Consider the following 22258-nt stretch of genomic DNA (forward strand, 5'->3'; position numbering starts at 1 on the left):
TGCTGCGGCGGCCATGCGCCGGACAGCGATCAGACGGCGATCAGATCCTGCTCCATGCCTCCGTCAGGACGCCGCGGACGATCTGCTCGATCTCGTCGAAGGTCGACTGGTCGGAGATCAGCGGCGGCGCGAGCTGGACGACCGGGTCGCCGCGGTCGTCGGCGCGGCAGTACAGCCCGTTCTCGAAGAGCTGCTTGGAGACGAAGCCGTAGAGCAGCCGCTCGCACTCCTCCGGTGTGAACGACTCCTTGGTGGTCTTGTCCTTCACCAGCTCGATGCCGTAGAAGAAGCCGTTGCCCCGCACGTCGCCGACGATCGGCAGGTCGTGCAGCTTGGAGAGCGTGCCGAAGAACGCGGCCTCGTTGTCGAGGACGTGCTGGTTGAGGCCCTCGCGCTCGAAGATGTCGAGGTTGGCGAGCGCGACCGCCGCGGAGACCGGGTGGCCGCCGAAGGTGTAGCCGTGCAGGAAGGTGTTGCTGCCCTTGAAGAACGGCTCGGCGATGCGGTCGGAGACGACGGCGGCGCCGATGGGGGAGTAGCCGGAGGTCATGCCCTTGGCGCAGGTGATGATGTCCGGCACGTAGCCGAACTTGTCGCACGCGAACATCGTGCCGAGGCGGCCGAAGGCGCAGATGACCTCGTCGGAGACGAGCAGCACGTCGTAGGTGTCGCAGATCTCGCGGACCCGCTGGAAGTAGCCCGGCGGCGGCGGGAAGCAGCCGCCCGCGTTCTGGACGGGCTCCAGGAAGACCGCGGCGACAGTGTCGGGGCCCTCGAAGAGGATCTGCTGCTCGATCTGGTCGGCGGCCCAGCGGCCGAAGGCCTCGGGGTCGTCGCCGTGGATCGGCGCCCGGTAGATGTTGGTGTTGGGCACCTTGCGGGCGCCGGGGACCAGGGGCTCGAAGGGGGCCTTGAGAGCCGGGAGTCCGGTGATGGCCAACGCGCCCTGCGGCGTGCCGTGGTAGGCGACGGCGCGGGATATGACCTTGTACTTCGTGGGGTTGCCGGTGAGCTTGTGGTACTGCTTCGCCAGCTTCCACGCCGTCTCGACGGCCTCGCCGCCGCCGGTGGTGAAGAAGACCTTGTCGAGGTCGCCGGGGGCGTAGTGGGCCAGGCGCTCGGCCAGTTCGACGGCCTTGGGGTGCGCGTAGCTCCACACGGGGAAGAACGCCAGCTCCCGGGCCTGCCTGGCGGCCGCCTCGGCCAGCTCGGCGCGGCCGTGGCCGGCCTGCACCACGAACAGGCCGGCGAGACCGTCGAGGTAGCGCTTGCCGTGCTCGTCGTAGACGTAGGTGCCCTCGCCGCGCACGATGACGGGGACGGGGCTCTTCTCGTACGACGACATGCGGGTGAAGTGCATCCACAGGTGGTCGTAAGCGGTGCTGGAACGGTCCTTGCTCACGGCTATCGGGTTCCCCAGGTATAGGTCTGCTTGCGGAGCTTGAGGTAGACGAAGCTCTCCGTGGAGCGCACGCCGGGCAGGGTGCGGATCCGCTTGTTGATCGTCCGGAGGAGATGGTCGTCGTCCTCGGCCACGATCTCGATGAGGAGGTCGAAGGAGCCCGCCGTCACCACGACGTACTCCACTTCGTCCATCGCCGTCAGGGCGTCGGCGACCGGGTCGAGGTCTCCCTCGACGTTGATGCCGACCATCGCCTGCCGCCGGAATCCCACGGTGAGCGGGTCGGTGACGGCGACGATCTGCATCACGCCCTGGTCGAGCAGCTTCTGCACGCGCTGCCGGACCGCCGCTTCGGACAGTCCGACCGCTTTGCCGATCGCCGCGTAGGGGCGGCGGCCGTCCTCCTGGAGCTGCTCGATGATCGCCAGGGAGACGGCGTCGATCGGCTGCGTGCCGGTCACGCTCTTGGGGTCTGCGTTACGAGTGGCCACGGGCACCACTGTGCATGAGGACTCGGCTGTGGGGCAAGCCCGTGGCGATGAAATCCGTTGTTGGAGATCGTATAAATCACTGATTCCGTTGTTCGTGTCGGGTGGGTATGTCGAAAACGTGGCCGGACTGGCTAGGCTGGGCGTCTCAGCAATCGGACATGGACAGAAGGGGTGGCGCATCGTGACCACCGAGCTGCGTCGACTGCGCAACTACATCGACGGGGAGTTCAGGGACGCCTCCGACGGGCGGACCACCGACGTGGTCGATCCGGCCACCGGCGAGGCCTATGCGACCGCCCCGCTGTCCGGCGCCGCCGACGTCGACGCCGCCATGGCCGCCGCGCAGGCCGCGTTCCCCGTCTGGCGCGACCTGGTCCCCGGCGAGCGGCAGAAGGTCCTCCTCAAGATCGCCGATGCCATCGAGGCACGCGCCGAGGAGCTGATCGCGACCGAGTCCCGGAACACCGGCAAGCCCCTCGCGCTCACCCGCAGCGAGGAGGTCCCGCCGATGGTGGACCAGATCCGCTTCTTCGCGGGTGCCGCCCGGATGCTCGAAGGCCGCTCGGCCGGCGAGTACATGGAGGGGATGACCTCCATCATCCGGCGCGAGCCCGTGGGCGTCTGCGCCCAGGTGGCGCCCTGGAACTACCCGATGATGATGGCCGTCTGGAAGTTCGCCCCGGCGCTCGCCGCGGGCAACACCGTCGTCCTCAAGCCCTCCGACACCACCCCCGCCTCCACCGTGCTGCTCGCCGAGATCATCGGCGGGGTGCTGGAGGAACTCGGCCACCCCAAGGGCGTGTTCAACGTCATCTGCGGCGACCGCGAGACGGGCCGGCTGATGGTCGAGCACCCGGTGCCCGCGATGGCCTCCATCACCGGCTCCGTGCGGGCCGGCATGCAGGTCGCCGAGTCCGCCTCCCGCGATCTCAAGCGCGTCCACCTGGAGCTGGGCGGCAAGGCGCCGGTCGTCGTCTTCGAGGACGCGGACATCGCCAAGGCCGTCGAGGAGATCTCCGTCGCCGGGTACTTCAACGCCGGCCAGGACTGTACGGCCGCGACCCGGGTGCTGGTGCACGAGTCGGTGCACGACGAGTTCGTGACGGCCCTGGCCAAGGCCGCCGCCGACACGAAGACCGGCCTGCCGGACGACGAGGACGTGCTCTACGGCCCCCTCAACAACGCCAACCAGCTGCAGCAGGTCTCCGGCTTCATCGAGCGCCTGCCCGCCCACGCCAAGGTCGAGGCCGGCGGCCGCCGGGTGGGGGAGAAGGGCTTCTTCTTCGAGCCCACCGTGGTCTCCGGCCTCAAGCAGGACGACGAGATCATCCAGCACGAGGTCTTCGGCCCCGTGATCACCGTCCAGTCCTTCGCCGACGAGAAGCAGGCCGTCGAGTACGCCAACGGCGTCGAGTACGCGCTGGCCTCCTCGGTATGGACCAAGGACCACGCGCGGGCCATGCGGATGTCCAAGGCCCTGGACTTCGGCTGCGTCTGGATCAACACCCACATCCCGCTCGTCGCCGAGATGCCGCACGGCGGCTTCAAGAAGTCCGGCTACGGCAAGGACCTCTCCTCCTACGGCTTCGAGGACTACACGCGCATCAAGCACGTGATGACCTCGCTGGGCTGAGGCCGGGCCGCTGCCGGGCCGTGCCCGGTTCCGGCGGGGGCCGGGATATCATCGGCCCCCGCCGCCCCCACCGTGACCATCCCGGAATGCGAGAGAAGCCCGTGAAGCCCCTGTCCCGCCGGACCCTGCTGCGGGCGCTGGGCGCCGGCGCCGGGGCCGCCGCACTCGCCGGTTGCGGCGTGCCCGCCGCCTACGTCGCCCCGCGCGACCGGGCCGCGGCGGATCGTTCCGCCACGGACAGGCGGCTGGTCTTCGCCAACTGGCCGCTCTACATCGACACCGACGACAAGGACCCGCAGCGCCGGCCGACCCTCGACGACTTCGAGAAGCGCACCGGCATCTCGGTGAAGTACACCGAGGAGATCAACGACAACGACGAGTTCTTCGGCAAGATCAGCCCGGCGCTGATGAACCACCAGCGGACCGGCCGGGACATCATCGTCGTCAGCGACTGGATGTGCGCCCGCTACGTCCGGCTCGGCTGGGTCCAGGAGATGGACCGGGACCGCCAGTCCCACGTCGCCCGCAACCTCGACCCGCTGCTGCGCAACCCGCACTTCGACCCCGGGCGGCGGCACACCGTCCCCTGGCAGTCGGGCATCACCGGCATCGCCTACAACCGCAAGAAACTCGGCCGCGAGATCCGGCACACCTCGGACCTGTGGAAGGACGACCTGCGTGGCCGCGTCACCCTGCTGGCCGGGATGGACGAGGCCTTCTCCCTGCTGATGCAGGGCAACGGCGCCGACGTCACCCGCTGGACCGCCGACGACTTCCACCGCATGGCCGACCAGCTGCGCGAACTCGTCCGCAAGAAGCACATCCGCCGCTTCACGGGCAACGACTACATCAAGGACCTGTCCTCCGGCGACGTGCTCGCCTGCCAGGCCTACTCCGGCGACGTCATCCAGCTCCAGGCCGACAACCCCGACATCGAGTTCGTGGTGCCGGAGGAGGGGGCCGAGCTGTGGGCGGAGAGCATGATGATCCCGAACCTGGCGGCCCACAAGGCCAACGCCGAGCGGATCGTCGACTACTACTACGAGCCCGAAGTGGCCGCCCGGTTGGCGGTCGCCGTCAACTACGTCTGCCCGGTGCCCGCGGCACGCGAGGTGCTGGCGTCGTCCGGGAAGAAGGACGAGGCGGCACTCGCGGAGAACCCGCTGGTGTTCCCGACGGAGGACATGCGCAAGCGGCTTGCGACGGCACGGGACATGACGGCCAGGGAGCGGCCGGAGTTCACGAAGGTGTGGAACGAGATCGTGGGGCTGTGAGGTCCCGGAGCGTGTCGATGCGGTTCGTCGTGATCGAGTCGACGCCTGCGGCCAGCAGCCGCCGCATCGTGCGCCGCGTGTCCGCCGTCCACGCCGAGACCAGCAGACCGTCCGCGTGGTTGCGGGCCACCAGCTCCGGACTCACCAGTCCGAAACGGTAGTTGAGCCAGCGCGGCCGCACCTCCGCGAGCAGAGGCGGCCGTGGCGGGGCCAGCGTGGTCCAGGTCAGGGCGATCTCCGCAGCGGCGTCCGCGCGGCGCACCGCGAGCATCGAGGGCGCGGCGCCGCAGTAGTAGACGCGCCCGGCCGCGCCGGACGCGTGCACCTCGGCGACGGCAGCGGCGGCGGCCGACGGGTCGGGCAGATCGATGAACAGCCGTGCCCCGCAGCCGTTTCCGGCCGTCTCCGCGAGGGCCTCCCGCAGCGTCGGCACCCCGCCACGGGTCCGCTCGCGCACCTCGTCGGCGGTGAGCGCGCCCAGCGGCCGGTCCACGCCCCACAGCCGCTGCAGCGTCGCGTCGTGCAGCAGGACGGGCACCCCGTCGCGGGTCAGCCGGATGTCGATCTCCACGGCGCCCGCACCCGCCCGCACCGCGGAACGGACCGAGGGCAGGGTGTTCTCACGGTGGACATACGGGTCGCCGCGGTGGGCGACGGCGGTGAACACGGTGGCCATGAGGCTCATTGTGGCGGAGTCGGCCGGCCGGACGTCAGCCGCGCCAGGCCGCCGTGTAGGCGTCGATCTCCGCGGTGAGCGCCGCCTTGCCGGCCGCGTCCATGAACGAGGCCTCGACCGCGTTCCTGGCGAGGGCGGCGACGCCCGCGGCGTCGAGGTCCAGGAGCCGGGCCGCGACGCCGTACTCGGTGTTGAGGTCGGTGCCGAACATGGGCGGGTCGTCGCTGTTGATCGTCACCAGGACGCCGGCCGAGACCATCTCCCTGACCGGGTGCCGCTCCAGGTCCGTCACGGCCCGGGTGGCGAGGTTGGAGGTCGGGCAGACCTCCAGCGGGATGCGGTGCTCGGCGAGGTGGGCCAGCAGCGCCGGGTCCTGCGGGGCACTGGTGCCGTGGCCGATGCGCTCGGCGCGCAGCTCGGTGAGGGCGTCCCAGATCGTCTGCGGGCCCGTGGTCTCGCCGGCGTGCGGGACGCTGTGCAGCCCGGCCGCGATGGCACGGTCGAAGTACGGTTTGAACTGCGGCCGCGGGACGCCGATTTCGGGGCCGCCGAGCCCGAACGAGACCAGCCCGTCCGGCCGCAGGTCGCACGCGATCCGGGCGGTCTCCTCGGCGGCCTCCAGCCCTGCCTCGCCGGGGATGTCGAAGCACCAGCGCAGCACCACGCCCAGCTCGGACTCCGCCGCCTTGCGGGCGTCCTCGATCGCCTCCACGAAGGCCGCGTCGGGGATGCCGCGGCGCGTGGAGCTGTAGGGGGTGACGGTCAGCTCGGCGTAGCGGATGTTCTGCCGGGCCATGTCGCGGGCGACCTCGTACGTCAGCAGGCGCACGTCCTCGGCGTCGCGGATCAGGTCGACGACGGACAGGTAGACCTCGATGAAGTGCGCGAAGTCGCGGAAGGTGAAGAAGTCGGCCAGCGCCTCCGGGTCGGTCGGCACCGGGGAGTCGGGGTGCCGGGCGGCCAGTTCGGCGACGATGCGCGGCGACGCGGAGCCCACGTGGTGCACATGCAGCTCCGCTTTCGGCAGTCCTGCGATGAACGGGTCGAGTGCGGACATGCGGGCCTCCAGGGCTGTTGGCGCGGCTGGTGCGACTGCCGGTCATCGTATGCGGGGCGGGCACGGGGCCTTTCCCCAGGCCTTAGCATGACGGGGTACCGAGTGGGGAGGACCATGTCCGGCAAGGACGGCAACAGCGAAGCGCAGCAGGAGCAGCGGGAGCAGCGGGAACAGAACCCGTGGGCTCCGCCCGGGGAACGGGTCTCGCTGGACAAACCGGACAGTGCGGCGGTGCCGCCGCAGGCCCCGGCCGGCGATGGGGCCCCGGCAGCCGCTGCCGATGCCGCTCCGGTGCAGGACGCCCCCGCAGCCGCCCCGGCGCCTGCCCCCGCGGTGCCCGCCGGTGACGCCCCGGCCGTGCCGCCGATACCGCAGGCCCCGACCGGGCCGGGCACGCCGAGCGCGTACCAGGGCGGGCCGTACGGCCCGCATCACCAGCACCCTCAGCACCCCCAACAGCCGTACTGGCAGGGCATACCCGGGCCGCACCCGCAGCACCCCCAGGGTCCCTACGCCCCCGGGCCGTACGGGTACGGGCAGCCGGCCTACGGCACCGCATGGGGCGCCCCCGGCTGGCAGCCCGCGCAGCGCCCCGACAACGCCCTCGGCACCGCGGCCCTGGTGCTCGGCATCGTCGGCATCGTCTTCTCACCGACGATCGTGTTCGGCGTCATCCTCGGGGTGCTGGCCATCGTGCTCGGCGCGATAGGCCGCAACAAGGCGAGGACCGGCCTCGCCAACAACGGCGGGCAGGCGCTGGCCGGGCTGGTGCTCGGCAGTGCGGCGCTCCTCGCCACCGCGCTCATGCTCGCCCTCTACATCACGGCCGCGAGCCACCACAGCAGCCGCACCCCCGACGAGGACCCCGACGCCACCTACGGCGCCTATATGCACCGGCCGGCCGCGTCCGCGCCGCTCGCGCTCCCCGCCAGGCGCTGACGCGCCTCCATCAGGGCGAAGCCCAGCAGATTCAGCCCGCGCCACTGCGCGGGATCCTGCGCCCGCTCGTCGTCGGCGGCCAGTCCGATGCCCCAGACCCGGTCCAGCGGGCTGGCCTCCACCAGCACCCGGTCGCCCGTGCCCAGCAGGAAGGCGCGCAGCTCCGGGTGCTGCGCGAACTTGTGGACGCTGCCCTGCACGACCAGCTCGAAGCGGTGCCGGCGCCACTGCTCCTCGTCGAAGCCGCGCACCGAACGGCCCGCGGCCTTGGCCTGCTGGGGATGGGCCGCCGCCAACGCCGCGGCCTCCGCCTCGGCATCGCCGAACAGCCGCGCCTTGCCCGCCATCATCCAGTGCTCCGCCGTCGCGTAGACCGTGCCGTCCACCGTGAAGGGCGACGGCCACCACTGGCTGAAGCACCCCGGCCCCACGCTCCCGTCGCGGCGCGGGCGGTGCCCCCAGAAGGGCACGTACTTCACGCGCTCGCCGCGCCGGACGGCTGCCGTCAGCTCCGCCACCGAACGGGCGGCGTGCGGTTGTCTCTCCCCCGTGTCGTTCATGCCCGCCATTCTTGCAGCGACCTCTGACAGAACACCGATTCCGTTGCCGGGTTGAGAAATTGCTACGGAATCCCTTGTTGTCGCCATGCGCCTCTGCCAGGATCGGCAATCACTTCAGGTCGGCCGATTCGGCATCAGGAACGCACGCCCCCGGCGGCGGCACGCCCGTACAAAGGTGCGCCCCGGCGTATGTCACTGTTACGTGTTCTCCGTCCCCGCGAAACCCTCCTGGACCCAGCCCCATGACGACCACCGCACCGGCCGGCACCAGCGGCACCGATGTCCGCCTCACCGGCATCAGCAAGACCTACGGCTCCTTCACCGCCGTGCATCCCCTGGACCTCACCGTCCCCGCGGGCTCGTTCTTCGCGCTCCTCGGTGCCTCCGGCTGCGGCAAGACCACCACGCTCCGCATGATCGCCGGCCTGGAGGAGCCCAGCACCGGCACCGTGGAGCTGGCCGGCAGGAACGTCACCGGTCTGCCCGCCTACAAGCGGCCCGTCAACACCGTCTTCCAGAGCTACGCGCTCTTCCCGCACCTGGACATCTACGAGAACGTCGCCTTCGGCCTGCGCCGCCGCGGCATCAAGTCGGTGAAGAAGCAGGTGGACGAGATGCTGGAGCTCGTCCAGCTCGGCGACCTGGCCCGCCGCAGGCCGCAGCAGCTGTCCGGCGGACAGCAGCAGCGCGTCGCCGTCGCCCGCGCCCTGATCAACCACCCGCAGGTGCTGCTGCTGGACGAGCCTCTCGGCGCCCTGGACCTCAAGCTGCGCCGGCAGATGCAGCTGGAGCTCAAGCGCATCCAGCACGAGGTCGGCATCACGTTCATCCACGTCACCCACGACCAGGAGGAGGCCATGACCATGGCCGACACGGTGGCGGTCATGAACGCCGGGCGCATCGAACAGCTCGGCGCCCCCGCCGACCTCTACGAGACCCCGCGCACCACCTTCGTCGCCAACTTCCTCGGCACGTCCAACCTCATCACCGCCGACGTCCTCGACACGTCCGGCGACGACATCCTTCTGCGGGCCTCCCATACCAAACTCGCCCTTCCGGCGACACGATGTACAGCCAGCGCCCGCACGGGCGAGAAGCTCCTGGTCGGCATACGGCCGGAAAAGATCACCCTGACCCACGCCGACGACGCGGGCAGCGTCCCCGACGGCCGCAACCGGATCACCGGCCGGATCACCGAGTCGAGCTTCACCGGCGTCTCCACCCAGTACCTCGTCGACAGCCCCGCCGCCTCCGGCCTGTCGGTCTACGAGCAGAACATCGAGCGCGACTCCCGCCTGGTCCCCGGCGCCGAGGTCGTCCTGCACTGGAACCCCGGCCACAGCTTCGGCCTGGACGCCGCCCAGAACATCGAGGCCGGCACCGACGTGGAAGCGGAGGGCGCAGGATGACCCTCACGACCACCACCGGCGAGCCCGCGGTCTCCGACGGCGCCACCGCCCGCCGCAAGAAGCTCGTCCCCTACTGGCTGCTCATCCCCGGCATCCTCTGGCTGCTCGTCTTCTTCGCAGCCCCGCTCGTCTACCAGGCCTCCACCTCCCTGCAGACCGGGTCGCTCGAAGAGGGCTTCAAGCTCACCTGGCACTTCGGCACCTACGCCGACGCGCTGGGCGAGTACTACCCGCAGTTCCTCCGCTCGATCGGCTACGCGACCGCCGCCACCGTGCTGTGCCTGCTGCTCGGTTACCCGCTGGCGTACCTCATCGCCTTCCGCGCGGGCCGCTGGCGCAACCTGCTGATGGTCCTGGTCATCGCACCGTTCTTCACCAGCTTCCTGATCCGCACCCTCGCCTGGAAGACGATCCTGTCCGACGGCGGCATCGTCGTCTCCACGCTCGGCTCGCTGCACGTCCTCGGCCTGACCGACGCGCTCGGCCTCACCGAGGGCCACCGGGTGCTCGCCACCCCGCTCGCGGTCGTCTGCGGACTCACCTACAACTTCCTGCCGTTCATGATCCTGCCGCTCTACTCCTCGCTGGAACGCATCGACAGCCGGCTCCACGAGGCCGCCGGCGACCTCTACGCCCGGCCGCTGACCACCTTCCGCAAGGTGACCTTCCCGCTGTCCATGCCGGGCGTCGTCGCCGGCACTCTGCTGACCTTCATCCCCGCCGCGGGCGACTACATCAACGCCGAACTCCTCGGCTCCACCGACCAGAAGATGATCGGCAACGTCATCCAGTCGCAGTTCCTGCGCGTCCTGGACTACCCGACCGCCGCCGCCCTGTCCTTCATCCTCATGGCCGCGATCCTCGCCCTGGTCACCCTCTACATCCGCAAGTCCGGGACGGAGGAACTGGTCTGATGGCTCCTCTGGCCACCCCCGCACGCTGGCTGCGCCGTCACCTCGTGGTGATCGCGGGCCTGGGCACGCTCGGCTATCTGCTGCTGCCCAACGTCGTCGTGACGGTCTTCTCGTTCAACAAGCCCAACGGCCGCTTCAACTACCAGTGGCAGCACTTCTCCACGGACGCCTGGACGCATCCCTGCGGCGTCGCCGACCTGTGCGGCTCGCTCTCGCTCAGCCTGCGCATCGCCGTCTGGGCCACACTCGGCGCGACCGCGCTGGGCACGGCCATCGCCTTCGCGCTGGCCCGCCACCGGTTCCGCGCCCGCTCGTCCGTCAGCACCCTGATCTTCCTGCCGATGGCCATGCCCGAGGTCGTCATGGCCGCCTCGCTGGCCACCCTCTTCCTCAACATGGGCATCAGCTTCGGCTTCTGGACCATCCTCATCGCCCACATCACCTTCTGTCTGAGCTTCGTGGTGACGGCGGTCAAGGCCCGGGTGATGAGCATGGATCCGCGCCTGGAGCAGGCCGCGCAGGACCTCTACGCCTCCCCGCTGCAGACCTTCCTGCGGGTCACCCTGCCCATCGCCGCCCCCGGCATCGCCGCGGGCGCGCTGCTCTCCTTCGCCCTGTCCTTCGACGACTTCATCATCACCAACTTCAACGCCGGCTCGAGTGTGACCTTCCCCATGTACGTCTGGGGAGCCGCGCAACGGGGCACCCCCGTTCAAATCAATGTCATCGGAACGGCGATGTTCGCCACTGCCGTGCTGTGCGTCCTCGCCGGACAGCTGGTCGGGAGACGCCGAAAAAGGAGCTGAGAACCATGGCCTCCAGTGCCATGAACCCTGCCAAAGCACTTTCTGATGCCGCACTGCGGCCCTACTGGCTCGACGACCCTTCCCGCCCGGAAGCGCTCCCCGCGCTCGTCGGCGACGAGCACTGCGACCTGCTCGTCGTCGGCGGCGGCTACTCCGGTCTGTGGACCGCGCTCCTCGCCAAGGAGCGCGCTCCCGGCCGGGACGTCGTCCTCATCGAGGCCCAGGAGACCGCCTGGGCCGCCTCCGGACGCAACGGCGGCTTCTGCTCCGCGTCCCTCACCCACGGCTGGGCCAACGGCGCGGCCCGCTGGCCCGACGAGCTCGTCACACTTGAACAGCTCGGCCATCACAACCTCGACGCCCTCGAAGCCGACCTCGTCCGGCACGGCATCGACTGCGACTTCGAACGCACCGGCGAGATAGACATCGCCACCGCCCCGCACCAGGTCCTGGAGCTCCAGGAGGCCGCCGAGGAGGCGGCCTCGCTCGGTGTGACCGGCCATGAATTCCTCGACCGCGACGCCCTGCGCGCCGAAGTGGACTCCCCGACCTTCCTCGGCGGCCTCTGGAACCGCACCGGCGTGGCCATGCTGCACCCCGCCCGGCTCGCCTGGGGCCTCAAACGCGCATGCCTGCGGGCCGGAGTGCGGATCTACGAGCACACGCCCGGCACCCGGTTCTCCGCGCGCGGCGCCGGGGTGGCGGTGGGCACGCCGTACGGCCGCGTCTTCGCCCGGCACGCCGCCCTCGCGACCAACGCCTTTCCGAGCCTGGTGAAGCGCCTGCGCCCGTACATCGCACCGGTCTACGACTACGCCCTGATGACCGAGCCGCTCACGGCGGAGCAGCTCGCCTCCGTCGGCTGGAAGCGCCGCCAGGGCCTGAGCGACAGCGCCAACCACTTCCACTACTTCCGCATCACCGCGGACAACCGCATCCTGTGGGGCGGCTACGACATCGTCTACCGCTACGGCGGCGGCGTGCGCGCCGAGTACGACCACCACCCGGCCACCTACCAGCGCCTGGCCGAGAACTTCTTCCACTGCTTCCCGCAGTTGGAGGGTGTGCGCTTCACGCACACGTGGGGCGGTGCGATCGACACGTGCTCGCGCTTCTCGGCGTTCTTCGGCACCGCACACGGCGGCCGGGTCGCCTATGCGCTCGGCTACACCGGACTGGGCGTCGGCGCGACGCGCTTCGGCGCGGAGGTGATGCTCGACCTGCTGGCGGGCGAACGCACCGAGCGGACCGAACTGGAGATGGTGCGCAGCAAGCCGCTGCCGTTCCCGCCGGAGCCCGTGCGGTCGATGGGCATCGGCATCACGCAGTGGGCGATGACGCGCGCCGACCACAACGGCGGTCGGCGCAACCTGTGGCTCAGGGCGATGGACAAGGTCGGGCTCGGGTTCGACAGCTGAGGGCCAGGGCCCACAGCACCACCCCCGACAGGCACCACGCCCCCACCACGTCCAGCGGCCAGTGGTAGCCGCACCGGACCAGGCCCGCGCCGACGGCGGCGTTCAGCAGCGCGTACATGGCGACGGCCCACCGGGAGCCCCGGAACAGCAGCAGCACGGCGGCCCCGTACGCCACCGCCGCCGTGGCCGCGTGGCCCGACGGGAAGAAGCCCTCGTGGACAGCGGCCATGGGCGGCGGGCCGGGGCGTGCGATCCACGTCTTGAGCGGGACGACCAGCGCCGGCACCGCCGCCATCGCCAGCGCGGCGGCGAGCGGCGGCAGCCACGGCCGGGCCGTGGAGCGGCCGAAGCGCAGGAACCACACGAGTACGGCCACGGCGAGGACCGGCACCGCCACCGTCGCGTTGCCCAGGTCGGCGAGGAAGCCGGCGAGGGGCCGCGGGAAGGCGGAGCCGGCGACGGCCCGGCCCAGGCGCTCGTCGAGGGTGCGCAGCGGGCCGTGCGCGGCGACCTGCCAGGCCGTCAGCGCGCACAACAGCACGAAGACCAGGGGGAGGAGACGAGAAGACGGCGACCCCGGAACAGGGGGGATGGTTCCGGAGTCGCCGTTCCGGCCGGCGGACCGTGCGCCCCGGGGGGTGTGGGACGAGCGGCCGTTCGATCGGTGAGGATGCCCGGGGCCTGCGGCCCCGGCGGTGTGCGCGATGGCACGGCCTGACCGGTACTGGGGAGGTACCGGCTCGGCGTCGCCCGCAGTCTCCTGCGGGCCGGGTGTTGCGTTCATCTGAAGAAACCGTACGGCAGGCAAGAGGGGGCGAGAAGCCGGATCACCCGTCCACCACCCGCCCCGCACAGGTTCTTCACTCACTCACAAGGGGCGCACATGGGGCTCACAGACGCGCGAACGCGGCCTCGATGATGTCCAGGCCCTCGTTGAGCAGGTCCTCGCCGATGACCAGCGGCGGCAGGAAGCGCAGCACGTTGCCGTAGGTGCCGCAGGTGAGCACGATCAGGCCCTCCGCGTGGCAGGCCTTCGCCAGCGCACCGGCCGCCGCGGCGTTCGGCTTCTTCGTGCCGGATTCCACCAGCTCGATGGCGATCATCGCGCCGCGGCCGCGGATGTCGCCGATGATGTCGTGCTTCTCCTGCATGGCCGCCAGACGGCCCTTCATGACCTCCTCGATGCGCTTCGCCTTGGTGTTGAGGTCCAGCTCGCGCATGGTCTCGATCGAGCCGAGCGCCGCCGCACAGGCCACCGGGTTGCCGCCGTAGGTGCCGCCGAGGCCGCCCGCGTGCGCCGCGTCCATGATCTCCGCGCGGCCGGTGACGGCCGCCAGCGGCAGGCCGCCCGCGATGCCCTTGGCGGTCGTGATCAGGTCGGGGACGATGTCCTCGTCCTCGCAGGCGAACCACTGGCCCGTGCGGCAGAAGCCGGACTGGATCTCGTCGGCGACGAAGACGATGCCGTTGTCCTTGGCGAACTGCGCGATCGCCGGGAGGAAGCCCTTGGCCGGTTCGATGAAGCCGCCCTCGCCGAGCACCGGCTCGATGATGATCGCGGCGACGTTCTCCGCGCCGACCTGCTTGCCGATCATGTCGATGGCCGCGGCGGCCGCCTCGGGGCCGCAGTTCTCCGGGCCGGTCGGCCAGCGGTAGCCGTAGGCCAGCGGGGCGCGGTAGACCTCGGGCGCGAACGGGCCGAAGCCGTGCTTGTACGGCATGTTCTTGGCGGTGAGCGCCATCGTCAGGTTCGTCCGGCCGTGGTAGCCGTGGTCGAAGACGACGACCGCCTGGCGCTTGGTGTACGCACGGGCGATCTTGACCGCGTTCTCGACGGCCTCCGCACCGGAGTTGAACAGCGCCGACTTCTTGGCGTGGTCACCGGGCGTCAGCTCGGCGAGCTGCTCGCAGACCTCCACATAGCCCTCGTACGGGGTCACCATGAAACAGGTGTGGGTGAAGTCGGCGAGCTGCGCGGACGCACGGCGCACCACGGCCTCCGCGCTGGCGCCGACCGAGGTCACGGCGATGCCGGAGCCGAAGTCGATCAGGGAGTTGCCGTCCACGTCCTCCAGCACGCCGCCGCCCGCGCGGACGGTGAACACCGGCAGCACCGAGCCCACGCCCCCGGCCACCGCGGCGGTGCGGCGGGCCTGGAGCTCCAGCGACTTCGGGCCGGGGATCGCGGTGACGAGGCGGCGCTCCTGGGGGAGGGCCGCGCCTCCGGTCGTGTCGGTCATGAGGGGCTCCCGAGGGGGTGGGTGGACGGGCTTTCCCCCGCAGGCTAGGGGCGCGGGCCGCAGCCCGGCATGTTCCGTTCGGGAGAAGTGTGCGCGTCGCGTTGTCCGTACCGGATATGGCGGACCGGCACGGCGGGGAAAACGCCGGTAGGTTGAGCCGGTCGGACACGTCGGACACACGCGGGCGCGAGAGGGCCCGCGGGGGGCGAGGGACAGTGATGGACACCGAGGGCACGTACGACGCACCCGGCACCCGGCGCGACAGCGTGCCGCGCCCCGCCGAGCCCCACGCCGCCCCGCCGCCGGTGCCTCCGCGCCCCGCCGCGCCGCCCCGGACCGGGGGGGAAGTCCCCGTCGTGCCGCCCCCGTTCCTCACCTGGCTGCGCACCCCGCGCCCGGACGCCGCCCCCGGCATCTGGCGCTACGGGCACCGGCCCAAACCGCCGGAGGAGCCCGACCGGATCCCCGGCCGGCAGCTGTTCAGCGGGGCGCTGATCTCGCTGCTCTGCGGCTGGCTGCTGTGGTCCCTGCTGTGGAACGGCTACCTCGGCCACTACTGGATGTGGCCGCTGTACGCGCTGACGCCCGACTCCTGGCGCGACGGCATGGTCGCGGTCTGGACCGTCTACATCTACTACGGCCTCTGCCTGCTCGTGCTCGTCGTCGTCTTCGGCCGCCTCGGCCGCTGGTCCCAGGTCTGGCGCCGCTGGGCCGTGCCCGCCCTGCGCCGGCTGTGGGACGACTCCGGCAATCCGCCGCCGGTCGCCCCCGCGCCGCAGGAGGACCCCGCCGAGTGGCCGCTGCTGCGCGCCGCCGGGGCGCACGACGCCGCCGACCGGCTGGCGGCGGACGCGCAGGCCGGCCTGATGACCGACGTCGACCACGCCCGCATCGAGCGCGCCTGGCAGTCCGTCCGCGCCCAGCCCGGCCGCCTCGCCGGCTTCACGGACGCCGTGCTGCGGCACGGCGCCGCGGCCTGCGCCCACCCGTCGGGGGCGCGCGACCTGCCCGTACGCGCCGCCCCGCACGACCTGATCACCCGCCAGGTGAGGCTGGGTGCCGCCGCCGCGGACCCGCGCAACCCCTACGAGCACCGCGGCGCGGGCTGCGCCCTCGACCCCTCGCTGCTCGGCACCTCCCTGCTCGCCGTCGGCCCGCCCGGCTGCGGCAAGACCGGGCGCCTGGTGCGGCCCGTCCTGGAGTCGCTGTGCCTGCAGGCCCTCGCCGGGCGGGCCGCGGTCGTCGCGGTCGGCGCGGCGGGCGCACAGCTCGCACCGGACGAGGCCTTCGACGTCGTCGTGAAGATCGGGCGCCCCGACTCCGCCTACGACCTCGACCTGTACGGCGGCACCGACGACCCCGACGAGGCGGCCGGGGTCCTCGCCGAGGGCCTTGTCGGCGACCTCGCCCCCGGCGCCTCCGGCGAGGACGGCCGGCGCGCCGCCACCGCCCTGGCCCAGCTCCTCGGCCCCTTCCGGGCCGTCCACGGCCGCTTCCCGTCCGTCCCCGAGCTGCGCGAACTGCTCGACGGCTCCGTCGCCGCCCTGCGCACCGCGCTCAGGACCGGCGGGCACGACGCGCTCGCCCGCGAACTCGACGCGCGCGAACGGCAGGCCCAGCGCCCCGGCGACGTCGGGAGCCTGCTCGCCGACCGGCTCGCCCTCCTCGACCGGCCCGCCTTCGCCGGCTTCTTCGGCACCTCCGACCCCGCCCGCACCTTCTCGCTGCGCGCCCTCGAGCATCCCCTGCGCGTACGGATCGATCTCCCCGAGCGCGGGCACGCCGAGGCCTCCCGGATGCTCGCCCGGCTCGTCCTCGCCCAGTTCACCGAGTGCGCCGCCGGGCGCGCCGACCGCTCGCTGTTCGCCTGCCTCGTCCTCGACGACGCCACCCGCACCGTCACCCCCGAGTCCGTCCGCGGACTGCAGCGGCTGCGCTCCGCCCACGCGGGCGCCGTGCTCACCCTGCGCACGCTCGACGACGTGCCCGAGGCGCTGCGCAGCGCCCTGCTCGGCGCGGTCGGCTGCCGGATGGCCTTCTCCGGCGTGACCACCTGGGACGGGGCGCGCTTCGCCGAGGTGTGGGGCAAGGAGTGGGTCGAGGCCCGCGACGTCACCGACCGGCAGGTCATCGCCCATGAGCCGTTCACCCGTGCCACGCACGTCGTGCGGCGCATCGTCACCGGCCGGGCCGTCACCGCGCAGTCGGTGACCGTCCGCAAGGTGGAGCGGGAGCGCTGGTCCGCGTCCGAGCTGGCGCACGGGGTGCCCGCCGGGCACGCGGTGCTGTCCGTGACGTCCGTGCGGGGCGAGAGCGCCCCTCCGGTGCTGGTGGACCTGGAGGCATGAGCCCTTGGTGACATGCCGCCCATTGCTCCACTGAGGCAGAATCGGTGGCAGCCGTTCATACGGGACGGCAGTGTTGCTTCATGTTGCTCCACCGAAGGTGCCATGCCCCCCACGCTCGCCTCGCTCGTCCACCACTCCGCGCTCAAGCTCGGCGTCCTCGCCGGGCGCGACCGGCTGGAGACGCCCGTCCGCTGGGCGCACGTGAGCGAGCTGCCCGACCCCGTGCCGTGGATGGACGGGGGTGAACTGCTGCTGACCACCGCCCTGCAGATCGACGCCGAGGACCCGGCGGCGGCACGCGGCTACGTCCGCCGCCTGGTCCGGGCCGGGGTCGTGGGCCTGGGCTTCGCGGTCGGCGTCAACTACGAGCAGGTGCCCGGGGCGCTCGTCGAGGCGGCGGAGGCCGAGGGGCTGCCGCTGCTGGAGGTGCCGCGCCGCACCCCGTTCATCGCCATCACCAAGGCCGTCTCCGCGGCCATCGCCGCCGACCAGTACCGGGCGGTGACCGCGGGCTTCGAGGCGCAGCGCGAACTGACCCGGGCCGCGCTGAGCCCCGAGGGACCCGCCGCGCTGCTGGCCCGGCTCGCCGCGCACCTCGACGGATGGGCCGCGCTGTACGACGCGTCGGGCGCCGTGGTGGCCGCCGCGCCCGACTGGGCGGCGCGCCGGGCTGCCCGGCTCGGCGCGGACGCCGGGCGCCTGAGGGAGAAGCCCGCGCCCGCCACGGCGGTCGTCGGCTCCGGGGCCGACGAAGGCGACGAGGGCGGCGACCGGGTCGAGCTGCAGTCCCTCGGCTCCGGGCGGCGCGCCCGGGGCGTGCTGGCCGTCGGCACGGGCGCACCGCTGGGCACGGCCGAGCGCTACGCGGTGCAGTCCGCGATCGCACTCCTCACCCTCACCACCGAGCGCTCCCGCGCGCTCCAGGACGCCGAACAGCGGCTCGGCGCCGCGGTGTTGCACATGCTGCTCGCGGGGGAGCCGGAGCATGCGCGGGCCGTCGCGGGGGAGTTGTACGGGACCCTGCTGGACGCGCCCTTCCGGGTGCTGGTCGCCGAGGCGGTGGCTCCTGCGGAGGGCTCGGAAGGCGCGGAGGGCGCGGTGCCGGACGACCCGCTCGGGGCGCTGGCGGACGCGGTGGACACCGCGGCGAGCCGGGGGGCCGAGGCGGTGCTGGCCGTCCCCGAGGGCGCGCGGCTCGTGGTCCTCGCGCCCGACGGGGGCGCGGCGGTGGCCGCCTGCGCCGGGGTCCTCGGCGTCGCCGTGGGGCTCTCCGCACCGACGGGACCGGCGGGTGCCGCGGCCGCGCACCGGCAGGCCGAGCAGGCCCTGTCCGTGGCCCGGCGGCGGGGCCGCGCCCTGGTGGAGCACGAGGACGTCGCCGCCGGTTCCGTCCTGCCGCTGCTGGCCGACGACGCGGTACGGGCCTTCGCGGACGGCATGCTGCGGGCGCTGCGGCAGCACGACGAGACCGGGCGCGGCGACCTGGTCCGCTCGCTCCACGCGTGGCTCTCGCGCCACGGCCAGTGGGACGCCGCTGCCGCGGACCTGGGCGTGCACCGGCATACGCTGCGCTATCGCATGCGGAGGGTCGAGGAGATCCTCGGTCGCTCTCTGGACGATCCTGATGTGCGGATGGAGCTGTGGCTCGCCCTCAAGGCCACGGGGTCGCCATTCGGTGCGGGGGAAGCCTGATCGGCCTCCGGCCGGGGGTGCGCTGCGCGGGCCGAGCAGGGTTCGGCACTCAGCCCCGCGGGACGGCGCGACCCGTGGAACCCGCCCCCGGCGTACCCCGACCCTTCCAGTGCGGCACCCCGTGCCGCCCCACCGCTCCGCCGTGGACAAACCGGCCCCGGCCGGAGGCCCCCTACCGTGGGGGAATCACATCGCACACCACCACTTGGGAAGGGGCCGGGACTGTGACTGACGCTGCCCCGCGCGGATTCTGGCTGGCCGGCCGCGAGGCCACCGGCGAGGAGTCCTTCGAGGTCACGAACTCCTGGGACGGCCGTCTCGTCGGCACCGTGAGCGTGCCCACCGAGGCGCAGGTCGAGGAGGCCGTCGCCGCCGCGCACGCCGTGCGGGACGAGTTCGCGGCGACGCCCGCGCACGTGCGCACCGCAGCCCTCGACCACGTCGCCCGGCGGCTGGCCGAGCGCTCCGAGGAGATCGCCCTGCTGATCTCCGCCGAGAACGGCAAGCCCGTCAAGTGGGCCCGCGGCGAGGTCGGCCGCGCCGTCTCCGTCTTCCGCTGGGCCGCCGAGGAGGCCCGCCGCTTCAACGCGGGCGACGCCCAGCGCCTGGACACCGACGCGGGCGGCACCGGCCGCCTCGCCCTGACCCGCCGCTTCCCCCGCGGCGCCGTCCTCGGCATCGCGCCCTTCAACTTCCCGCTCAACCTGAGCGCGCACAAGGTCGCCCCGGCCATCGCCGTCGGCGCCCCGATCATCCTCAAGCCGGCCCCGGCGACCCCGCTCTCCTCGCTCGTCCTGGGCGAGATCCTGGCCGAGACGGACCTGCCCGCCGGCTCCTGGAGCGTGCTCCCGGTCCCCAACGACCGGATGCCCGCACTGGTTCAGGACGAGCGTCTGCCGGTCATCTCCTTCACCGGCTCCGGCCCGGTCGGCTGGTCGATCCTCGACTCCGCCCCGCGCAAGCACGTCACCCTGGAGCTCGGCGGCAACGGCGCGGCCGTCGTCCTGGCCGACTGGTCCTCCGAGCAGGACCTGGACTGGGCGGCACAGCGCATCGCCACCTTCTCCAACTACCAGGGCGGCCAGTCCTGCATCTCGGTGCAGCGCGTCATCGCCGACGCCTCGCTCTACGAGCGCCTGGTGCCGAAGGTCGTCGCCGCCGTCGACGCCCAGGTCACCGGCGACCCGTCGGACGACGCCACCGACGTCGGCCCGCTCGTCAGCGAGGACGCCGCCAAGCGCGTCGAGTCCTGGGTGGACGAGGCCGTCGAGGCGGGCGCGAAGCTGCTCACGGGCGGCAAGCGCGAGGGCGCCACGTACGCCCCGACCGTGCTCGCCGACGTCCCCGCCGGGGTCACCATCGCGTGCGAGGAGGTCTTCGGACCGGTCCTCACCCTCAGCCGCGTCGACGGCGAGCAGGCCGCCTTCGCCGCCGTCAACGACTCCCCGTACGGCCTCCAGGCGGGCGTCTTCACGCACGACCTGCAGACCGCCTTCCGCGCCCACCGCGCGCTGGAGACCGGCGGCGTCATCATCGGCGACGTGCCGTCGTACCGGGCCGACCAGATGCCGTATGGCGGCGCCAAGCAGTCGGGGGTCGGGCGCGAGGGTGTCCGCTATGCCATGGACGACTACACGTACGAGCGGGTGCTCGTGCTCACCGGGCTCGATCTCTGAGTTTTCGGCTGCGGGTCGTCGTTCGGTTGCCCGCGCAGTTCCCCGCGCCCCTTCGGGGCGCGGGGTTCCCGTCAACCGGATGCGGTACCCCGTCCTCCGCCTGCAACTCCCGCAGTAGGCGGCACTGCCTCCCCCTGACCGATGTCCCGCCGTCCGCAACGCCGTTACGCTGCGCTGATGCGGAAGCATGTCGCGGCCCTCGACGTGCCGCTGGCGGGCGGATTCGCCGTCGTCGCGCTGCTGTTGGGGCATGAGCCGCCCCCCGAGGGCTGGCGTCCGCTGGGTCCCGTCGGCTACGCCCTCACCGTCGCGCTGTATGCGACGCTCGCCTTCCGCAGGCGCGCGCCGGTGGCCGTCTTCGCCGCCCTGCACGCCTTATGGCTGCTCCACATCGCCCTCGGCTACTGGCCGGTGGTCGAGTCCGCGGGCGCCATGCTCGCCCTCTACACCGTCGCCGCCTCCCGCCCGCCCCGGATCACGGCCGGGTGCGCCGCGGTCCTCTGGGCGGTCTGGATGCTCGCCGGGCTCTCCAACCCCGCCCACAGCGACATGGGCACCGTCACCGCCCAGAGCATCCTGATCCCCTGCGTCTTCTGGTGGTTCGGCAACAACGCCCGCCGACTTGCCGAAAGCAACGCCCGGTTGTCGGCCGTCACCGCTCAACTCCGCCGGGAACAGGCCGAGAACGCCCGCCGCGCCGTCGCCGAGGAGCGCGTCCGCATCGCCCGCGAGCTGCACGACGTCGTCGCCCACCACATGTCCGTCATATCCGTCCAGGCCGGGCTCGCCCACTACGTCTTCACCACCGACGCCGACACCGCCCGCACCGCCCTGGGTACGATTTCGGCCACCAGCGGCGAGGCCCTCGAAGAGCTCCGCAGGCTGCTGGCCGTCCTGCGCGTCGGCCCCGAGGGCGTCGGGGAGACCGCGGGCGAGGGCGCGTACCGGCCGACCCCGGGACTCGGCCGCCTGGAGGAGACCGCCGAACGGGTACGGGCCGCCGGCGTGGAGGTGACGCTCCAGGTCACGGGGGAGCGGCGGCCCCTGGCGCCCGGCCCCGACCTGTGCGCCTACCGCGTCGTCCAGGAGGCCCTCACCAACGTCATCAAGCACGCCCGCCCCGCCCGGGCCGCCGTCCGCGTCGACTACGGCGCGCACCGGCTGACCGTCCGCGTCACCGACGACGGGAAGGGAACGGTTCCGGCCATCCCCGGGCCCTCCACCGGACACGGGTTGATCGGCATGCGCGAGCGCGCCAGGATCTACGGGGGGACCCTGGCCGCCGGGCCGCGCGACGAGGGCGGGTTCGAGGTGCTGCTCACGCTCCCGCTCTGACTCCCCCCGGCTGCACGGGAGTTCGGAATGACCGGCAAGCAGGAGGACATCCGCGTCCTCGTCGTGGACGACCAGGTCCTCATCCGCGCGGGCGTCGCCGCCCTGCTGCGCGCCGCCCCCGGCATGGAGGTCGTCGGCGAGGCCGCCGACGGCGAGGAGGCCGTCGTCCTCGCCGCCGCGCACCGGCCCGACGTCGTGCTCATGGACATCCGCATGCCCGGCATGAGCGGCATCGCCGCCACCGAACGCATCCTGGAGGGCGCCGCCGACCCCGCGCCCCGGGTCCTCGTCCTGACCACCTTCGACCTCGACGAGTACGTCTACGCCGCCCTGCGGGCCGGAGCCGCCGGATTCCTCCTCAAGGACGCCGGCCCGCAACGCCTGCTCG

At 72.4% G+C, this 22258-nt stretch carries 19 protein-coding genes; 12 read left to right on the forward strand and 7 right to left on the reverse strand.

Going from position 1 to position 22258, the window contains the following annotated elements:
• Window positions 1–40: 40 nt before the first annotated feature.
• Window positions 41–1420 carry an aspartate aminotransferase family protein gene (locus tag HG542_RS24530; RefSeq protein WP_171085017.1) on the reverse strand — a complete coding sequence of 460 codons (1380 nt, stop codon included), beginning with the start codon at window positions 1418–1420 and terminating at the stop codon, window positions 41–43.
• Window positions 1405–1893 carry an Lrp/AsnC family transcriptional regulator gene (locus tag HG542_RS24535; RefSeq protein WP_171084973.1) on the reverse strand — a complete coding sequence of 163 codons (489 nt, stop codon included), beginning with the start codon at window positions 1891–1893 and terminating at the stop codon, window positions 1405–1407. The genes HG542_RS24530 and HG542_RS24535 overlap by 16 nt, the downstream gene beginning before the upstream one ends.
• Before the next feature lie 181 nt (window positions 1894–2074).
• Between HG542_RS24535 and HG542_RS24540 the strand changes: the two genes are divergently transcribed.
• Both HG542_RS24540 and HG542_RS24545 read left to right on the forward strand, forming a co-directional pair.
• Window positions 2075–3526 carry a gamma-aminobutyraldehyde dehydrogenase gene (locus HG542_RS24540; protein WP_171084976.1) on the forward strand — a complete coding sequence of 484 codons (1452 nt, stop codon included), beginning with the start codon at window positions 2075–2077 and terminating at the stop codon, window positions 3524–3526.
• Window positions 3527–3612: 86 nt separating this feature from the next.
• Window positions 3613–4800 carry a polyamine ABC transporter substrate-binding protein gene (locus HG542_RS24545; RefSeq protein ID WP_171084978.1) on the forward strand — a complete coding sequence of 396 codons (1188 nt, stop codon included), beginning with the start codon at window positions 3613–3615 and terminating at the stop codon, window positions 4798–4800.
• On the opposite strand, the gene HG542_RS24550 is transcribed toward HG542_RS24545, so the two are convergent.
• On the reverse strand, window positions 4766–5485 hold the full coding sequence (locus HG542_RS24550) for a glycerophosphodiester phosphodiesterase (protein WP_171084980.1): 720 nt from the start codon (window positions 5483–5485) through the stop codon (window positions 4766–4768). The genes HG542_RS24545 and HG542_RS24550 overlap by 35 nt on opposite strands.
• A 25-nt stretch (window positions 5486–5510) precedes the next feature.
• On the reverse strand, window positions 5511–6533 hold the full coding sequence (locus HG542_RS24555; RefSeq protein ID WP_171084982.1) for an adenosine deaminase: 1023 nt from the start codon (window positions 6531–6533) through the stop codon (window positions 5511–5513).
• Between the two features lie 114 nt (window positions 6534–6647).
• On the opposite strand from HG542_RS24555, the gene HG542_RS24560 reads away from it, so the two are divergent.
• Window positions 6648–7472, forward strand: coding sequence for a DUF4190 domain-containing protein (locus HG542_RS24560; protein WP_171084984.1), 825 nt, complete (start codon window positions 6648–6650; stop codon window positions 7470–7472).
• On the opposite strand, the gene ybiA is transcribed toward HG542_RS24560, so the two are convergent.
• On the reverse strand, window positions 7418–8032 hold the full coding sequence (gene ybiA, locus HG542_RS24565; RefSeq protein ID WP_171084986.1) for a riboflavin biosynthesis intermediates N-glycosidase: 615 nt from the start codon (window positions 8030–8032) through the stop codon (window positions 7418–7420). The two genes, HG542_RS24560 and ybiA, sit on opposite strands and share 55 nt — an antisense overlap.
• A 242-nt stretch (window positions 8033–8274) precedes the next feature.
• On the opposite strand from ybiA, the gene HG542_RS24570 reads away from it, so the two are divergent.
• The 4 genes from HG542_RS24570 to HG542_RS24585 are packed head-to-tail and all read left to right on the forward strand — an operon-like array spanning window position 8275 to window position 12579.
• Window positions 8275–9441: an ABC transporter ATP-binding protein gene (locus HG542_RS24570; protein WP_171084988.1), complete on the forward strand. Its 1167-nt coding sequence runs from the start codon at window positions 8275–8277 to the stop codon at window positions 9439–9441.
• The gene (locus tag HG542_RS24575) at window positions 9438–10355 is read left to right on the forward strand and encodes an ABC transporter permease (RefSeq protein ID WP_171084991.1); all 918 of its coding nucleotides are present in this window, start codon (window positions 9438–9440) and stop codon (window positions 10353–10355) included. The genes HG542_RS24570 and HG542_RS24575 overlap by 4 nt, the downstream gene beginning before the upstream one ends.
• Window positions 10355–11161 carry an ABC transporter permease gene (locus HG542_RS24580; RefSeq protein ID WP_171084993.1) on the forward strand — a complete coding sequence of 269 codons (807 nt, stop codon included), beginning with the start codon at window positions 10355–10357 and terminating at the stop codon, window positions 11159–11161. Before HG542_RS24575 ends, HG542_RS24580 begins: the two co-directional genes overlap by 1 nt.
• Window positions 11162–11166: 5 nt before the next feature.
• Window positions 11167–12579 (forward strand): NAD(P)/FAD-dependent oxidoreductase, encoded by a 1413-nt coding sequence (locus HG542_RS24585; protein WP_229922505.1) that lies wholly within the window; start codon window positions 11167–11169, stop codon window positions 12577–12579.
• Here the strand turns inward: HG542_RS24585 and HG542_RS24590 are convergent.
• Window positions 12539–13120 carry a phosphatase PAP2 family protein gene (locus HG542_RS24590; protein ID WP_229922504.1) on the reverse strand — a complete coding sequence of 194 codons (582 nt, stop codon included), beginning with the start codon at window positions 13118–13120 and terminating at the stop codon, window positions 12539–12541. The genes HG542_RS24585 and HG542_RS24590 overlap by 41 nt on opposite strands.
• Window positions 13121–13469: 349 nt before the next feature.
• Complete coding sequence (gene gabT / locus HG542_RS24595) at window positions 13470–14819, reverse strand: 4-aminobutyrate--2-oxoglutarate transaminase (RefSeq protein ID WP_171084997.1); 1350 nt, start codon at window positions 14817–14819, stop codon at window positions 13470–13472.
• A 218-nt stretch (window positions 14820–15037) separates the two neighbouring features.
• On the opposite strand from gabT, the gene HG542_RS24600 reads away from it, so the two are divergent.
• The 5 genes from HG542_RS24600 to HG542_RS24620 all read left to right on the forward strand — a co-directional run.
• Window positions 15038–17167: an ATP-binding protein gene (locus HG542_RS24600; protein WP_171084999.1), complete on the forward strand. Its 2130-nt coding sequence runs from the start codon at window positions 15038–15040 to the stop codon at window positions 17165–17167.
• Window positions 17168–17269: 102 nt separating this feature from the next.
• Entirely contained in the window at window positions 17270–18859 is a 1590-nt protein-coding gene (locus HG542_RS24605; RefSeq protein WP_171085002.1) for a PucR family transcriptional regulator, read from the forward strand.
• 224 nt (window positions 18860–19083) lie between these two features.
• Window positions 19084–20535 (forward strand): aldehyde dehydrogenase family protein, encoded by a 1452-nt coding sequence (locus HG542_RS24610; protein WP_171085004.1) that lies wholly within the window; start codon window positions 19084–19086, stop codon window positions 20533–20535.
• 177 nt (window positions 20536–20712) lie between these two features.
• Complete coding sequence (locus tag HG542_RS24615) at window positions 20713–21870, forward strand: sensor histidine kinase (protein WP_171085006.1); 1158 nt, start codon at window positions 20713–20715, stop codon at window positions 21868–21870.
• A gap of 27 nt (window positions 21871–21897) precedes the next feature.
• The coding region (locus HG542_RS24620; RefSeq protein WP_171085008.1) for a response regulator at window positions 21898–22258 on the forward strand (361 nt) is incomplete at its 3' end.

This window comes from Streptomyces morookaense, from assembly GCF_013030945.1.
GTDB classification, from domain to species: domain Bacteria; phylum Actinomycetota; class Actinomycetes; order Streptomycetales; family Streptomycetaceae; genus Streptomyces; species Streptomyces morookaensis.

What these genes read in the sequence shown, in the direction of transcription:
- HG542_RS24585 (WP_229922505.1), top strand. Translation starts at nt 11,167, where the DNA reads ATGGCCTCCAGTGCCATGAACCCTGCCAAAGCACTTTCTGATGCCGCA.
- HG542_RS24545 (WP_171084978.1), top strand. Translation starts at nt 3,613, where the DNA reads ATGCGAGAGAAGCCCGTGAAGCCCCTGTCCCGCCGGACCCTGCTGCGG.
- HG542_RS24575 (WP_171084991.1), top strand. Translation starts at nt 9,438, where the DNA reads ATGACCCTCACGACCACCACCGGCGAGCCCGCGGTCTCCGACGGCGCC.
- HG542_RS24580 (WP_171084993.1), top strand. Translation starts at nt 10,355, where the DNA reads ATGGCTCCTCTGGCCACCCCCGCACGCTGGCTGCGCCGTCACCTCGTG.
- HG542_RS24560 (WP_171084984.1), top strand. Translation starts at nt 6,648, where the DNA reads ATGTCCGGCAAGGACGGCAACAGCGAAGCGCAGCAGGAGCAGCGGGAG.
- HG542_RS24550 (WP_171084980.1), bottom strand. Translation starts at nt 5,485, where the DNA reads ATGAGCCTCATGGCCACCGTGTTCACCGCCGTCGCCCACCGCGGCGAC.
- HG542_RS24570 (WP_171084988.1), top strand. Translation starts at nt 8,275, where the DNA reads ATGACGACCACCGCACCGGCCGGCACCAGCGGCACCGATGTCCGCCTC.
- HG542_RS24615 (WP_171085006.1), top strand. Translation starts at nt 20,713, where the DNA reads ATGCGGAAGCATGTCGCGGCCCTCGACGTGCCGCTGGCGGGCGGATTC.
- ybiA (WP_171084986.1), bottom strand. Translation starts at nt 8,032, where the DNA reads ATGAACGACACGGGGGAGAGACAACCGCACGCCGCCCGTTCGGTGGCG.
- HG542_RS24600 (WP_171084999.1), top strand. Translation starts at nt 15,038, where the DNA reads ATGGACACCGAGGGCACGTACGACGCACCCGGCACCCGGCGCGACAGC.
- HG542_RS24555 (WP_171084982.1), bottom strand. Translation starts at nt 6,533, where the DNA reads ATGTCCGCACTCGACCCGTTCATCGCAGGACTGCCGAAAGCGGAGCTG.
- HG542_RS24605 (WP_171085002.1), top strand. Translation starts at nt 17,270, where the DNA reads ATGCCCCCCACGCTCGCCTCGCTCGTCCACCACTCCGCGCTCAAGCTC.
- gabT (WP_171084997.1), bottom strand. Translation starts at nt 14,819, where the DNA reads ATGACCGACACGACCGGAGGCGCGGCCCTCCCCCAGGAGCGCCGCCTC.